The sequence below is a fragment of the Maridesulfovibrio sp. genome (assembly GCF_965230075.1).
Classification (GTDB): domain Bacteria; phylum Desulfobacterota; class Desulfovibrionia; order Desulfovibrionales; family Desulfovibrionaceae; genus Maridesulfovibrio.
Genome location: NZ_OZ245945.1, coordinates 1,295,585 through 1,310,836 on the forward strand (window position 1 = coordinate 1,295,585; position 15,252 = coordinate 1,310,836).

10 protein-coding genes are annotated in these 15,252 nt (G+C 48.3%); 8 read left to right on the top strand and 2 right to left on the bottom strand.

Annotation, left to right across the window (positions count from 1 at the left end):
* Nucleotides 1-121: 121 nt before the first annotated feature.
* Nucleotides 122-2,170: a chemotaxis protein CheW gene (locus tag ACO05Z_RS05930; RefSeq protein WP_421901233.1), complete on the bottom strand. Its 2,049-nt coding sequence runs from the start codon at nucleotides 2,168-2,170 to the stop codon at nucleotides 122-124.
* Between the two features lie 395 nt (nucleotides 2,171-2,565).
* On the opposite strand from ACO05Z_RS05930, the gene ACO05Z_RS05935 reads away from it, so the two are divergent.
* Complete coding sequence (locus ACO05Z_RS05935; protein ID WP_421904169.1) at nucleotides 2,566-4,980, top strand: tetratricopeptide repeat-containing diguanylate cyclase; 2,415 nt, start codon at nucleotides 2,566-2,568, stop codon at nucleotides 4,978-4,980.
* A gap of 33 nt (nucleotides 4,981-5,013) precedes the next feature.
* Here ACO05Z_RS05935 and ACO05Z_RS05940 read toward each other — a convergent pair whose 3' ends face one another.
* Nucleotides 5,014-5,862, bottom strand: a complete 849-nt coding sequence (locus ACO05Z_RS05940; RefSeq protein WP_421901234.1) for a hypothetical protein — start codon at nucleotides 5,860-5,862, stop codon at nucleotides 5,014-5,016.
* A gap of 129 nt (nucleotides 5,863-5,991) precedes the next feature.
* On the opposite strand from ACO05Z_RS05940, the gene ACO05Z_RS05945 reads away from it, so the two are divergent.
* From ACO05Z_RS05945 to ACO05Z_RS05975, 7 genes are all read left to right on the top strand, one after another.
* Complete coding sequence (locus ACO05Z_RS05945; RefSeq protein WP_421901235.1) at nucleotides 5,992-6,594, top strand: lytic transglycosylase domain-containing protein; 603 nt, start codon at nucleotides 5,992-5,994, stop codon at nucleotides 6,592-6,594.
* Nucleotides 6,595-6,599: 5 nt separating this feature from the next.
* A complete protein-coding gene (locus ACO05Z_RS05950; protein WP_421901236.1) occupies nucleotides 6,600-7,085 on the top strand; it encodes a chemotaxis protein CheW in 486 nt (161 codons plus the stop codon).
* Nucleotides 7,078-8,628: a CheR family methyltransferase gene (locus ACO05Z_RS05955; RefSeq protein ID WP_421901237.1), complete on the top strand. Its 1,551-nt coding sequence runs from the start codon at nucleotides 7,078-7,080 to the stop codon at nucleotides 8,626-8,628. The genes ACO05Z_RS05950 and ACO05Z_RS05955 overlap by 8 nt, the downstream gene beginning before the upstream one ends.
* A gap of 24 nt (nucleotides 8,629-8,652) precedes the next feature.
* Entirely contained in the window at nucleotides 8,653-9,231 is a 579-nt protein-coding gene (locus ACO05Z_RS05960) for a chemotaxis protein CheW (protein ID WP_421901238.1), read from the top strand.
* 26 nt (nucleotides 9,232-9,257) lie between these two features.
* Nucleotides 9,258-11,555, top strand: coding sequence for a hybrid sensor histidine kinase/response regulator (locus tag ACO05Z_RS05965; RefSeq protein ID WP_421904170.1), 2,298 nt, complete (start codon nucleotides 9,258-9,260; stop codon nucleotides 11,553-11,555).
* Nucleotides 11,556-11,688: 133 nt separating this feature from the next.
* Nucleotides 11,689-12,756: a chemotaxis-specific protein-glutamate methyltransferase CheB gene (gene cheB, locus ACO05Z_RS05970; protein ID WP_421901239.1), complete on the top strand. Its 1,068-nt coding sequence runs from the start codon at nucleotides 11,689-11,691 to the stop codon at nucleotides 12,754-12,756.
* Nucleotides 12,756-15,224: a response regulator gene (locus ACO05Z_RS05975; RefSeq protein ID WP_421901240.1), complete on the top strand. Its 2,469-nt coding sequence runs from the start codon at nucleotides 12,756-12,758 to the stop codon at nucleotides 15,222-15,224. The genes cheB and ACO05Z_RS05975 overlap by 1 nt, the downstream gene beginning before the upstream one ends.
* Nucleotides 15,225-15,252 lie beyond the last annotated feature (28 nt).

A 15,252-nucleotide genomic window follows, 5' to 3' on the forward strand; every position in this document is an offset into this window, starting at 1 on the left:
TTCATAAAAGGAAATCCTGAAAAAAGTGGGCAGTATTGCTGTGGCGATGTTAATTGATGTGCGGACGCTACACCCGGCAACAATGAAAAGCAAGAGGTCTTATCTATTGTTTTTTATGATTTTAAATCAATATTCTTACTACACAAAGCACATCATTCTTATAGCTGCCGTCTCGCTTATATTCCCGGTAACCGGCGGAATGGGCGCAGCCAACAGCGTAGAGTGATCCGTCTTCTTCTACCAGTTTGACTGTGGATTCCCCTTCGTTCAACTGGGTGAAATCCGGGTCCAGATTTATTGTATCACCCGGTTTGCGTTCCGGGTTGGTGGTGGAAATCAGTTTGCCGTCCGGTTCAACGAACATCCCTTCCGCGCCTTCAATTATTCTGCCCTGACCGTCCTGTGGAAGTACATCCCCAAGCATGGCTTTGAATTCCGGTTCCGAATCAAATACAATGCCTATACCGCCCAGCACGTGGGATGAATCCTCGTGCGCAGTGATGGATGCATTATATATGTATGTGTGGCGATCCTGCTCTTCGGTGGCATAGAGGTCGGTCTTGAAGAAGTCGGAAACACAGTAGAGCTGCGAGTCTGTGATTCTTAGAGCCTCAGCAACGTAGCCTACATTTAGTACCCTGCCTTCTTTGTTGTATTCTCCGGGATTGGAGCAGGCCAGTATCTTGCCTGTCCGGTCATAGATGAACAGGTTGGTGTAAACTGTGTATAGGCTGTTGATATAGCCCAGAATTTTACGCATCTGGTCGCGGTCCGCATCATCTATATTCGGTTTAGCGAGAATGGTTTTGAAGTCGGAAGTCAGTGCCCACCAGCGGCAGTCGTTGGCCCTTTCGTACAGGTTGCGGTCCATTATATCGATGGCGAGCTGGGCAAGGAACTGGGTGTCATGCAGCCTTGAAGCTGTGACGAGCTGGAGCAGTTCGTCAGTGGAGTGCTGAAATACGCTCTGAACCTGATCGCCGATTTTTTTAATTTCATTAAGGATATGCGGAAGTGCGCGACCTTCCATCTGTTCTACCGGATTTGGTTCAATGCATTTTTTTGCAGCCATGATTTCGCCGTTCTGCACAACCAGCTCAAGGTCGGAGAGCACGTTTTCAGAAGCTTCTTCCACATGGGTCAACCGTCCTGAAAAATGGGCTTTGTCTCTGATGGCCGCTGCGTCAAATGAGTTGTCGTTGCTACCATTGAAGGCTGTATCCAGTTTTTTCAGTACATGACCATACCACGGTAAACCGAAGAATCCCTGATATCCTTTGGTTCTGACGGTTTTGGAAAGGTAGGGAGTGTTGTTGATGCTGATAATCTGAAAATCGTCATCAAGATTCATGTTTATTTTTTTACCTGCAGGGATTGAGTCCGTGTTGCTGGAAGCGATCGCGTGTCCACGTTCGTCGAGCACAATTAGAACAGTGTCTTTTGAGAAGTCGTTTAGATGTTTAAAAACTCCTTCCATTTCTCCCGCAAAATCAAATATCAAGCACAGGATTCCAAGGTCAGTTCCCGTGTCCGGGCATTTAATGGCCTGCGAGTAGATAAGTACTTCACCTGCATCCGGGGCCAGATCGCTGGTTCTGTAAGTTTCCACATAGTCTTTCGCTGCAAGGGTTTCAGCGATAAGCGGGTCTCTTGAGCTCGTGATGCTGTTGTCCTGGTCGAGGTGGGCGCAAACCCGTCCTGCGGTGTCTAGGATGATGATTTCATTATATACAGTGTATTTATCCCTGTATTCACGAAGCCTGTCTTCAATTATGGATATGTCATGGAGATCTCTTTCCGGGTTTGACAGAAAGCGGACAAGGTCATCGTCGGTGGCAAGGAAGCCGACGTCTGCCGTTCTTTCGAAGAGATTTCGTTTAAGAATGTCGATAACGACCTGCGCTACTGCAGATATTTCCTGAACTACTTTACTCGTGTTTTCTTTGATTAGTATTTCAATCAGGTTCTGTCTGAGGCCGGAGAAGTTCTCCTGGGTTTTGATAATAAAATCGATGAGTGTCTGGGCAATTCTACTGCAATTGATTTTTCCGGTCATGGTGGCCATGGTCCACTGTCTGTCCAGTCGTGTCAGGCGGGACATGCAGTTGGAAGTGGCGGGCATTACCTGTAGCAGCTGTTTGGAGTGTTTTTCGATCAAGGTAGGGTTCATTGAAATCTCACTTACGAAGCTTTTTTGAAATATATAATTTCAAAATTGTATAAATTTGTTCTACGGAAATGTATTTAGTGGTAGGAATTTGCAAATAGTGTGCAAAGAGTCCGTTAGAGGTGCTTTTTGCAATTTGAAATTGTGGTTAGTGATTGATTGAGTAGTCAAAATTAGAAAAAAATAATTATCAATCTAAGTGTAGTGAAGTTTGAATTTCCTAATATATAATGGAAAATATCTCAAATTTGTATTTGGCTACAAAGTAGTTTTGGTTCTATTGACAAAAATGTTTAAATTGTAAAAGGCTGTAATTGGCACTTATAAAACTAATTAAACAGTCCGCCTCTGCAACTCCCTGCTTGTCTTGAATCCCCATGCGGGTTATGTCCGTGCCTATGAACAAGGACAACCTCTTCACCTCCGGAATCAGTCTTTCCCCGCAGGATTTGATCCTCTACGAGCACACCCTTAAGGACCTCATCCAGGAATTCCTGCCCTTCGAATCATACAGCCTCTATTTTCCCAAGCCTGCCAAGGGACAATTTCGGGCCAAGCTTGAGGCAAGTTACAATGCCGAGGAAGCCCAGTTGATGCTTCCCTTGCGTTTACGCGGCCGGGACCTCTGCTACTTCATTGCTCGAGGAGTGGATCTGGAAGCCCCGGAAGCTTTGCCTCCTTATCTTGAAGCCTTGGCAGCCTGCTCGCTGGAAAAGATTCTACTCTATAAAGGTTCCATTACCGATCGGCTGACCGGAATGGCTACCCGCGACTATTTCATGTCCAAGCTTAACAAGGAACTGGACCTGATCCAGAACTGCATGATGCCCACTACTGGTGGTTGTAAAGACCCCGGTATCCCTACTTTTAGTGGATCAGTTGGCGTTGTTGTTCTCGATCTGGATCATTTCCAGCGCATTAATGACCGCTACGGCTACGGGCTGGGCGATTCCATAATCGCTGATCTTGCAGCGCGTATTAATGAAGTGGTTGTTGAATCGGTAATCTGCGCCCGTATTTTTGATGATAAATTCGCTTTTCTGATTCCGGATGGTCGTCCCAAAGCCTGTGCCAAGCTGGCGGAAGAGTTGCGTGCACTGGTCGAAAGTTTTCCGGTTGAGGACCCTGTTACCGGAGATGTGCTCAAGATCAGCGTAAGTGCCGGGTATGCCAACTATCCGCAATCTCTTTCCGGCCCCCATTTCAAGCGTTCAGCAGACGAACAGGCCCGTATTCTCATGCGCAAGGCCGCCAAGGCTGTGGCTACAGCCAAGGATTTTGGGCGTAATTGCGTTTTTGCTTATTCCGATATTTTGCAGAAGGGTGCCAAGGTTCTGGAAGTATTGCCTTTGCAGCGTCTGGCTTTATCCATCGGGCAGAGTGTTGATGCCCGTGAAGGTGCGCGGTTTCTGGTCTGGTCTCCTGATTACCAGTCCGGCACTCAGGCTCGCCTAACTGAGGATGAGCGTATTTCCGGAACATATCCGACTATGTACAAGGCCGAGGTTGTTATTATCGAGGTGCAGGAAGAGATAGCCTTTGCGGAAATCCTGCATTTAAGTGATCCGGCATGGCCTGTCACTGATGGAGACCGTCTAACCCTGCTTAATGAAAAGGATAGTTTTTTTGATGCGCAGGCCGGACCGGAGGCCAATGTCTCTCCGCAGCGGGATATTGTTACCGGGCTGTACAGCTACAAGGAATTTATCGGGCGCTACAGCCGGATGCGTCAGAATATGGATAAATTTTCCGTGGCTGTGCTGCGGCTTGCCGCTAATCCGGCGGAGCAGGGCGGTAATTTCCAGAAGTTGACTGACGCTCAAGTTCAGAAAGTGGCTTCAAGGGCGGAAACTTTCTTTGATGAATCCTGCATGGGGGGACGCTACAGCCTGAACAGCCTGATTTACTTCTTCCCGGACGGGGAATCCGATGCGGTGATGGAAAATGTCCTGCGGCTGGTGCGCGAATGTTCGGACGATTTTGAAATCGAGCTTGCCGCCGGAGTGGCTTCATTCCCCTTCCTTAATTATCGGCGCAGTGAAATCCTTGAAAACTGCCGTAAGGGGCTGGACCATTCACTCATGCTCGAAAAGCCCATGGTGGCTCAATTCGATTCTGTATCGCTTAACATTTCCGCAGACCGTTTTTACGTGGACGGTGATATTTACGGCGCAATCGAGGAATTCCGCCTTGCTCTGCTGGCAGATTCCGACAACATCCTTGCCCGCAACTCCCTTGGTATCTGCTACGCGCAGGTAGGCAAGCCGGAGCAGGCCCGCAAGCAGTTTGAGGAAGTTCTCAGCATCACTCCCAAGAACATCATGGCTCTCTATAACCTTGGCTGGACCTGTCAGATGCTGGGCAGCATGGATAAGGCCCGCGAGGCTTATGAGAAATGCCTAGAGTTGGAGCCGGAGAATGTCTTCTCCCTTGTTCGTCTCGGGGTGCTTTCCGAACAGGACAAAGGTCTGGACGAGGCTGAACAATATTACCTCAAGGCTGCCAAGCTCAAAGGCGGGGACGCCCTGAGCATGCGTCATCTGGCCCGGATTTCTTACTCCCGCGGAGATATGGACAAGGCCCGTGAATATCTGCATCAGGCCCTGAACGCCAACCACAATGATGCCGCAGCCATGAACATGCTGGCCCGCATTTACCTTGAAAGCGGGGAGGACCCGCAGGTCGCTGAGGTTTTGGCCCGTCAAAGTGCGGCTCTTAAGCCCGCCAAGCAGCAGTTCTGGGAAACCCTTGCCAAGGCTCTTGAAGTGCAGGAAAAACACGAAGAAGCCGAACAGGTAAGATCTAGATTTTAAGGCCCCCGGCAGGGTCGCCGAAGGCCTATATGCTTATTTGGTAATTGAAGCTGCGATCTTGTTGAGTGATTCGCTGTTTTCGAGATTGGGGTAGGCGTTGTTCATGTATTTAATGATGTCGGAGGCGGATGAGGTTTGGCCTGCTGCTTTTTTTAGGGACTGCAGGTAGCCGACGAGGAAATCTACGTCAGCTTTGTTGCCTTTTCCGGGAAAATGGGAGCCGACATAGATTTCGTAATTGCCCTGCTGAGCCATTTTTGCGTCAGCCAGAGCACCGTCAATGGAAGCTTTGGAGTTGATCAGGTGCTCGGAAACATGGGAGCCTGCTGCCGGGGCGAAGTGGGTGTAGAGCACTTTATCGTTGATGGAGATGTTGGAGCCGGGCATGCCGGGAACTGCGCTGGGTGAGTACTGATAGGAAACGCCGTCGATGACCAGCTTGGCATTGGCTGCTATTTTTTTATCGTAGGTTGCCGGGTCAAGGTCCATCTGGCCTTTGAAAATCTTGCCGAAGTAACTGACCATGCCTTGACCGTGTTCGCTGTGCATGAAACCGTCCATGGGCTTGGTGATGATTTTTTCGCCGTCATAATGATTTACACCGCCGGCGTGGTAGGAGACGAGTACCGCAGCAAGGGGCTTGTTCAGCTTGGCGGCGTATTCATTGAGTTCGGTGATGTTTTTGTTGAAAGCCTGCGGTTCAAGGATGACCAGTTTGTTCTTGGATTCAATTATGAAGGACACATCGCCCAATGGGTCATCGGATACGTAGGTGTGCAGGGTGAAATCTTTGAAAGAGTTTTTGCTGAAGCTGGTAGCAGCCTGAGCGGAAGCAGCAACAAGCAGGATACATAGCAGGGACATAATAATTAATTTCTTCATTTTTTAATTCCTTTTTTGAATGTTTCGGTCAAAACCAACTGACTGGCATAATGGAACAGGAGTGGAATTTTGAGGAGGTGATTTTTAACTGCTTTATGGTACTTTTTTCTGACAGGATTTTAATCGCTAATGACCAGATTTATTGTTGCCTTGTATCTCATCCTCAGCGGGGCTATTGTATTCCGCATGATCATTCCGTTTGATGTGGAGCGTGAGTTTTCGCCTTCACAGCGGCATGAGGTCCAGCAGCGTATTAAGGTTGCAGACCGTGAAAAGGTTCCGGTTCCACCGCTTTTTGGACAGGTTGCCGAGGAATTTTCCCTGCATCCGGAAATCCTGAATGCCATTGCGGACCACGAGAGCGGTTACAACCCTTGGGCCTTGAATATTGAGGGACGAAGTGTGTATCCTGATTCCCGGGAAGAGGCTCTTGCCATTATCGAAAAATACAGGGGTAAGAGTTATGACGTGGGACTTATGCAGGTTAACTCTTACTGGATCAGGAAATTTGATCTTAGTCCTGCCGAGGCCCTTGAGCCGGAAGAAAATTTACGATTGGGTGCGTGGATTTTACGGTATTGCCTTGATCGATATGGCTACAATTGGCGGGCTATCGGGGCTTACCATACCGGTTCGCCCAAGAATCTGCCGGGTCGGGCGCGGGCTTATGCGGTGAAGGTAATGAAGAAATATAATGCGCTGATGAAAAAATCTGCAGCTGCCGGGAAGTGATTTCTATGTCGAATACTGAGTACGTAATTTTTGAGGTTGATTCCTGTAAGTTTGCCTTGCCTTCGGTTGCTGTGGACCGTGTTGAGCGTGCGGTGTTGTTGACCCCTGTCCCTGATGCACCGGCTCCGGTTCTTGGAGTGGTCAATCATCGTGGTGATATTGTACCGGTTCTTGGTTTGCGGGGCAGGATCGGTGTAAAAGAGCGTGACGTAATCCTCAGCGACAGGCTTATTTTCAGCTCTGCCAATGGACGGCGCATGGCGGTGCTAGCGGACCGTATCAGTGATGTGCTTGAAATTGAGAATGAAATTACTCGTGATGCGGATGAAATCTGGCCCGGAATTTCACTTTTGAAATCTTTTGCCGGATTGGCCGCTGATGTTGTGTTGGTTCAGGATATGGGGCAACTCCTTGATTCGGAACAGGAGCAGGATCTGCTTGCAGCTATAGCAGCAATGAATGAAGCGGAGGATTCCGCAGCTGATGATTAATTTTCTGACTGATGACAAGGTTAGCGAGCTGGCGGATATGGTCCGTGACAGGTTCGGCCTGAATTTCGCCTCGGAGAGGTGGAAGGATCTGCGCAGTGCAGTGGTCCGTTTTCAGAGGGAAGATTCATCATTTAAAACTCCGGCCGAGTGTCTTGATTACATTCTTTCGCCTACTGTTGGAAATGAAGATCTTGAGCAATTTATCAACAGACTGACCATCGGCGAGACATTTTTCTTTCGTGATACCAATGCCCTCAGAGTTCTGGAATATGAAATTTTACGTAAGTTGAGCGCCAAGGGCAGTGGCCTGAATGGTGCTGTCAGGGTCTGGTCTACGGCCTGTTCAACAGGTGAAGAACCGTACACAATTGCCATGATCTGCCGCAGGTCTGGAATTAGTGCTGAAATCTTCGGTACGGATATCGACAGCAAAGCTTTAGTCAAAGCCCGCGAAGGCTGTTACCGTAAATGGTCGTTCCGCTCAGAGGATACGAGCTTTAAGGATATTTTTTTTCGTAAGGTCGGTTCCAATTCATTCCTTATTGATTCGTCCATAAAAAGGATGGTCAATCTTTCCCGTTTGAATCTTATGGATGCAGCTGTTCCTGTGGCTTTGCAGGATATGGATGTTATTCTTTGCCGTAATGTGCTCATGTATTTTTCCTCAGAGGGAGTCAACTCTGTGCTCGATAAACTCTGGGATTGCATGACTTCCGGTGGTTGGCTTGTTGCTACGCCCAGTGAGTCAGGATTGCTCAGCAGTTATGGGCGCTTTGAACCCGTTAATATTGGCGGGGTTCTGTTGTACCGGAAGAATGAGGATTATGAACCGCAATGCCAACTGGGCTTTGATGGTTTTAAATTTCGGGACGATCCCGAATATTCTGTAGCAGAAGTAACAGAACAGTTTGATTTTAATGCGCAATTGGAGTCTACTCCGGTTGAGGATGGTTTCGGGTTTGATGAACTGGAGATTTCTGAGCCGAAGATTGAAGTTGTGCTGGAACCTCCTGTCTTGCCGAGAGCAGGGGATGAAGGAGCCACCCTGCTTAAGCAGGCTGAAGGGCTGCGGATGCATGGGGATACTTTTGAGGCTGTGTCCGTATATAAAAGAGTTGCTGAGCAGGAGAATCCTCGGGAAATCAAAGCTGCTGCATTTCTTGGAATCGCCTGGATCAAGGCAGACTCAGGGCTTGCAGATGAAGCAGCGCAGTGGTGCGCCAAGGCTCTTGAGTTAGACCGGGTTTCCCCTTGTGCTCATTTTCTGCTCGGACAAATTTGCTTTCAGCAGGGTGATTTGGCTACTGCATTAGCCCATATGCGTAATGCGGTTTTTCTGGATAGTGAATTTATCATGGCTCATTTTCTGCTCGGTAATATATATATGGAAAACAACGATACGAATGGGGCAGCGAGGCATTTTCGTATTTCCATGCAGGAGTTGGAGAAAATGGATCAGGATGAGCCTGTCCCATGTTCAGACGGCATAACAGCCGGGCGTCTGATGGAAATGGTGCGTTTAGTTCAGCAGCAGTTGGGTTAGCAGTATTTGACCAGAGGTGAGATAATGGAAAGTGATACCTTGGATTATTTCAAACGCGAAAGTGACAGGGAGCTTCTTCGTAACAGAGCGGAAAAGCTGGCCTTGAAGATTTCTGCTGAATCAACCGGTGAGGAACAAAAGTCCGGTGCGCGCGAATATGTTTTTTTTCGTATGGGTCCCCATACCTACGGTTTCGAGACTTCTGCGGTCAAAGAAGTAATGATTCCTGAAGATATTGTTTCCGTTCCTTGTACCCCTGATTTCCATCTTGGGGTGATGAGTGTGCGCGGTCATCTTTGGGCCGTTGTTGATTTATGTATTTTTCTTGGAACCGGGGATAAGCTTGAGTCGGAAAACCCCGGTGTAGTTCTGTTGGCGAATGATGAGACTGAATTCGGTATTGCAGTTGATGAGGTTGTCGGGGTCATTCCTGTTGCCGATGCAGAGATAAAGCCACTGCCCGGTGGTGAAAATCAGCTGACCAGTTTCAGCCTTGGACTTACTGGCGATCGCAAGACCATTCTTGATGGGGCTGCCTTGTTGCGGGAAGAATCATTCACCATCAATGAATTTGTTGGCGGTAGCCAGCATGGGCTGTCTTAACGGGAACACGGAGAGTTGATGTGGGTATGATTGACGGTGATCTCAAGCAAAGACTGCTGGCCGCGTTCAGGGGGGAAAGTACTGATCGCATGCGGGTCCTTTCTGCCGATTTTCTGAGGCTGGAAAAAGGGTGCGGTAAGGAAGATCTTTCTGCTGTTATTGAATCCTCTTACCGGGAATTGCATAGCCTGAAGGGTGCGGCTAGGGCTGTCGGCCTCGGAAAGGTTGAAGAATTCTGTCAGGCTTTTGAATCTTTTTTTGCGGTGTTGAAAAAGGATGGGCTGTCACCTTCCGGCAAAATTTGCTCAATTATGTTGGGCTGGCTCGATTTATTGGAGGATATGCTCCGTGAGGAGGATGATTCTCTGGATGGTAGAGCCACGCCACAGGTCCAGTTGGCCATTGCCCGCATGAAAGAGTTGGCTGAATCTCCGCAGCTGATTGAAGCAGAAGGTAATTTTCTGGAGCCCGACAGAGAACCCTCTGTGGATAAAAAAGATTTCGAAGTTCCCGCTGCAGAGGTTAGAGCCGATGTGGACAGTGGTACCGAACCTGTTGAGCAGCCTAAACACGATATTGCTTCCAATCATACCTCCATGGGCGATACTGTCAGAATAAGCTCTTCTTTTCTGACTGGCCTTCTCTTGCAGACAGAAGAGTTGATTTCTTCCCGAAATTCACAGCGCAACCGGGTACAGGATATTTCGGAAATGGATACCCTTCTGAGGGAATTTAAGATGTTTTTCAATGATTCTCAGGAAAAACGGATTGATTCTTTATCTGAAGAAGAGATGAAACTGAATGCGCTCATGGATAAAAAACTGGATGATCTTTCCAGACGGTTTAATGTGCTGACAATCTCGGCCCGGCGTGCAGAGCGTGATCTCACCTCCAAGATTGATTCCCTGCTTGGTGACTTTAAAAATTCCATGCTGCTTCCCTTTTCGTCTTTGCTGGATGTTTTTCCGCGTATGGTACGGACTTTGAGCATTGAGCAGGGCAAGGAATGCAGGATGGAGAGCAGCGGCGAAAATGTGCGCATTGACCGCAGAATACTTGAAATGCTGCACGATCCGCTTATGCATATGATGCGCAACTCCATTGATCATGGAATTGAGAACATGGATGCCAGAATAGCAGCGGGTAAAGACCCTGTGGGCAGGATATTTTTCTCTATCACTCAGACTGATAGAGACGTGGTTAAGATAGTCTATGGAGACGATGGCCGGGGAATTGATCTGGATCGCTTGAAAGCTGTTGCGGTCAGCCGTGGAATTCTTTCAGTTGATGATGCGGAGAAGATGGACCGCCGTGCCGCACTGGAGCTGGTTTTTGTTTCCGGTATGTCCACCAGCGAGATCATAACCGATATTTCCGGACGCGGATTGGGGATGGCTATTGTTCGCGATAAGGTGGAGTCCCTTGGCGGCAGTGTCGTTTTAGCCAGTCCGGCGGGTAAAGGTTTCAGGGTGATTTTGAACATCCCCGTGGCCCTGACATCCTTTCGGGGAATCGTTGTCGGGTCCGGCGGAAAAAGCTTTGTGGTCCCCAAATCCGGGGTGCGCAAGGTCATGCTGGTCCGGCAGGCTGATATTGTTAACACTGGTGGCAAGGAGACGGTCTTTGTTCTTGGCAGGCCGCATCCTCTGGTGAGTCTGGCAGATATTCTCGAATTGGACAGTCAGAAGAATCAAAGCCAGGCTTTTCCCGTGCTGATTGTAGGTAAAGGCAGCAAGGCCGTAGCTGTTAGTGTTGATGAGTTATCCGGTGAACAGGATGTAATGGCCAAGAGCATGGGACCGTTACTCAAAAGGGTGCGTAACGTTTCAGGCTTTTCCATGCTGGGGTCCGGAGAACTTGTTCCCATATTGCATACACCGGATATGGCTCGTACCGCTATGGGAATGCATGTGGCGGGCAGAGTCAGGTCTGTTGTGCACAGGCAGGGCGTACAGGAGCGCAAGACTGTGCTTGTGGCTGAGGATTCCATTACTTCACGTATGTTGCTCAAGAATGTTCTTGAGGCAGCCGGGTACAAGGTTGTTACCGCTGTTAACGGCCTTGATGCTTTGCAGAAAATAGAGTCTTCACTGCCGGATGTTCTGGTTTCAGACGTTGAAATGCCGCAGATGGACGGTTTTACCCTGACCGCAAAAGTTAGGAAAATGAACAATAGTTCAAGTCTGCCCATCATTCTTGTTACTTCCCTTGGTTCGGCTGAGGACCGGGAGCGTGGCGTTGATGCCGGTGCGGATGCCTATATTATTAAGTCAAATTTTGATCAGGGTAATTTATTGGAAGTTATCAAGCGTTTAGCTGGCTAGTCTTTGCTTAACTATAGATAAGTATTGAGCTTATTTGGTGTATTATAGCGTTAAGTTTGCATGCAGGATAATTAGCGTGTAGAGGATACCTCCGGGTGTGGATGTTTTAGAGTGTTTTAATTGGAGTGGGTAAGTGATTAAGGTTTTGATCGTGGATGACTCGGCATCTGTGCGTACATTGTTTGCAGAGATGTTTAAGCGCGAGCAGGATTTCGAAGTAGTCGGCTGTGCCGAAGACGGCTACTCCGCGCTGCGCATGGTCCGGGAGTTGAATCCGGATGTAGTCACCATGGACGTAAACCTTCCTGATTGCGACGGATTCCGGGTCACCAGAATGATCATGGAAGAGAATCCGGTTCCCATTGTAATTGTCAGCGCTATATACCGGGCTTCGGATGCTGAAATCGGTTTTCGCCTTATTGATACCGGGGCCTTGGCTTTTCACAACAAGCCTGCATTGAAAGATGAAAATTTTGAAGACCAGATGCAGGATATTATCGTCTCAGCGCGCTTAATGTCCGAGGTCAAGGTTGTCCGACGTAAGACCCGTTTCAGCAGCAAAGCCATTAAAGATTCCGTTATCCCGCCAAAACCGGTATCCCGACCAGAGCCATCGTCTGCTAAAGGTAAAGTCGTGTCTATCGGTGCTTCTACTGGTGGACCGCAGGCCATAAAACAGATTCTCATGTCAGTGCCGCAGGGCTTTCCCGCTCCCATTCTTATTGTGCAGCATATGTCGGAAGGTTTTACCGAAGGGATGGTCAACTGGCTGAAAAACAATACAGGGCATGATATCAGGATTGCCGCCCAGGATGATGAATTGAAGCCCGGAGTGGTTTATTTCGCACCTGAAGGTGTGCACATGGAAGTCTCGGCCAAAAGACGCATAGTTCTTACTGATGCGCCAAACGTCAATGGTATCAAGCCTTCCGCATCGATTCTTTTTAATTCCATTGCCCGTAATATCGGACGGTCCGCTGTCGGGGTGTTGTTAACCGGAATGGGCAGGGATGGTGCTGACGGACTGCTTGAGATAAGACGAAATGGCGGCTACACTATCGCTCAAGATAAAGAGAGCTCAATTGTTTTTGGTATGCCCGGAGAAGCGGTAAAAATTGGTGGTGCTGTTTCGGTTTTACCGCTGGATAGTATTGGGGGAGAGCTCTGCAGGATTTTTTTGGGATTGCTGGAGGATAAATAGTGGGAAGCAATCATATTCTAGTCGTTGAGGATAGTCTGACTCAGGCGGTTAAGCTGGAATATATTTTATTTGAGAAAGGATTCAAGGTTTCCCTTGTCTCCAATGGTGATAATGCCCTCCAGCTATTGGAGGAAAAGGAAGTTGATCTGGTTATCAGTGATGTGGTCATGCCCGGAATGGATGGCTACGAACTGTGCGAGAAAATCAGGATGAACTCCCGCTACAAGGATGTTCCGGTCATTTTACTGACCAGTCTTTCCGAGCCCGGAGATATCATCAAGGGCTTGAAGAGCGGGGCTACCAACTTCGTAACCAAACCTTATGATGAAACTTTTCTGATCTCACGCATTGAGTCGGTCCTTAAGAATAAATATTTTGATTCTGAGAAATCCACTGTACAGGAAGTGGATTTTGAATTTCAGGGTGACAAGCATGTTTTGAAGGCTGATTTCAGTCAGGTCTTTCATTTGTTGCTTGCTACTTATGAAAATACTCTTCTGCAGTCCCGCCAGCTTGACGTAGCCAACCGTAAATTGCTTGCTCGTGAGGAGCAGCTCAGTTCCGTATTGGCTTCCATGTCCGCCAAAATCGCCGTATTGGACACGGATATGAAAGTTATTGCCGCCAATGATTCGTGGCGGGATATTTTTCTACCCGGAACGAGTGAAGAAGCTATGGATGGTATTGATTTCAAGGATGCCGTTTTTTCTTCAGGTTGTTTGCGTGGTTCCCTTAATGAGCTGGTGGATGGGGTCCGTTCCGTGGCGGAAGGAAAGAGTCGTAAATTTTCCTACGAATATTCTTTTGAGCAGGATGGTGAACCCTGCTGGTATCTGTTGGAAGTAACCCCGATGCAGGGTGAGTCCGGTGGTGCTGTTGCCTCGTTTATTGAGATCACTGAGCGTAAAGAGATGGAGCGGGAGATTATTAAGGCCCGTGATGTCGCTGAAAAGGCCAACCGGTTTAAATCCCGTTTTTTGGCTTCCATGAGTCATGAAATTCGTACACCGCTCAATGCCATAATCGGCATGACCGACCTTACTTTGCGTTCCGAGCTTTCATCAAAGCAGACTGAAAATCTTGAATTGGTTAAAATTTCCGCAGACCAGCTGTTAACTCTCATTAATGATATTCTTGACCTTTCCAAGGTCGAAGCCCGTATGCTTACCTTGGAAGAGACTGATTTCAGTCTTGTTGAGGCAATGCACGACGTGGTCAGAAGTATGGAACAGCAGGCCCGTGACAAGGGGTTGGCCTTAAATATTGAGGTTGATGCGGATGTGCCTGAGGCTGTCTGCGGAGATCAGGGCAGGCTGAAGCAGATTTTATATAACCTTATCGGTAATTCCATTAAATTCACCGAACAGGGTGGTGTTTTTGTTCAGGTCAGCAATTTTGAGGATCGTAAGGAATCCGGGGAAGCTGTGATTCAGGTTTCAGTTCGTGATACCGGGATCGGAATTCCTGAAGAGAAGCAGAATATTGTTTTCGAGAGTTTCCGTCAGGCGGATGATTCGACCACCCGTAAATTTGGCGGTACCGGACTGGGATTGGCAATATCCCGGGAACTGGTTGAGATGATGGGCGGTCAGATCGGAGTCAAAAGCTCTGAAGGTTTCGGCAGTGTCTTTTCTTTCCATGTTGTCCTCAAGTATGGTGATTCCGGGAAACTTGCTGTCGAGCAGGGAGTTGACTGTGTTCTTGACTCTTCTGCGGTCCCTGCTGAATATTCCATTCTTCTGGTTGAGGATAATCCCATCAATGTCCTTGTCGCTACAAGTCTGCTGGAGAAGATGGGGCATTCTGTTGAGGTGGCTTCCAACGGTCTGGAAGCGGTCAGCATGCTTTCCGGTCTTGATGTAGATTTAGTGCTTATGGATCTGGAAATGCCTGAAATGGATGGTTTTAGCGCGTCTGAGAGTATCCGTAACGGAAAGGCTGGGGAAGCTCCCCGCAATATTCCGATTGTCGCTATGTCAGCCCATGCCATGGCCGGGGTCAAGGAAAGATGTGCGAAGGCCGGTATGAATGACTACATTGCCAAACCCGTGCAATACGTGGCTCTGCGGGAGGTCATTCTGCGGACTATGAGTGAAAATTGCGGAGCGCCCGTAGTTACTCCTGAATCAACTTCGACGAATGTGAAGGTCCTTGATCCTGACAAAGCAAACGCCATGTATCAGGGGGACAGTTCTTTATATAATGAGTTGTGCTCCATGTTCATGAGTGACGTGTCCAGTGATATTGTGAAATTCAAGGAAGCACGCGAAAGCAACAAGATTTCTGTTGCCAAGAGGATCGTCCATACCTTGAAAAGCAGTTGTGCAGCTATTTGTGCTCCCCGTGCAAGGGATGCGGCTGTGCAGCTTGAAAAGGCTTTGCTTAATGAAGATGCTCAGGCGGTTGAAGAGTGTCTTGCCAGATTTGAGGATGAGGCGGGCAGAGTCTGTGATGAATTATCCGATTAAACGGATTTTTGAAAAGTTAATAAGGAAG

Coding starts and splice junctions, on each gene's coding strand:
- ACO05Z_RS05930 (WP_421901233.1), bottom strand. CDS start 2,170: ATGAACCCTACCTTGATCGAAAAACACTCCAAACAGCTGCTACAGGTA.
- ACO05Z_RS05935 (WP_421904169.1), top strand. CDS start 2,566: ATGAACAAGGACAACCTCTTCACCTCCGGAATCAGTCTTTCCCCGCAG.
- ACO05Z_RS05940 (WP_421901234.1), bottom strand. CDS start 5,862: ATGAAGAAATTAATTATTATGTCCCTGCTATGTATCCTGCTTGTTGCT.
- ACO05Z_RS05945 (WP_421901235.1), top strand. CDS start 5,992: ATGACCAGATTTATTGTTGCCTTGTATCTCATCCTCAGCGGGGCTATT.
- ACO05Z_RS05950 (WP_421901236.1), top strand. CDS start 6,600: ATGTCGAATACTGAGTACGTAATTTTTGAGGTTGATTCCTGTAAGTTT.
- ACO05Z_RS05955 (WP_421901237.1), top strand. CDS start 7,078: ATGATTAATTTTCTGACTGATGACAAGGTTAGCGAGCTGGCGGATATG.
- ACO05Z_RS05960 (WP_421901238.1), top strand. CDS start 8,653: ATGGAAAGTGATACCTTGGATTATTTCAAACGCGAAAGTGACAGGGAG.
- ACO05Z_RS05965 (WP_421904170.1), top strand. CDS start 9,258: ATGATTGACGGTGATCTCAAGCAAAGACTGCTGGCCGCGTTCAGGGGG.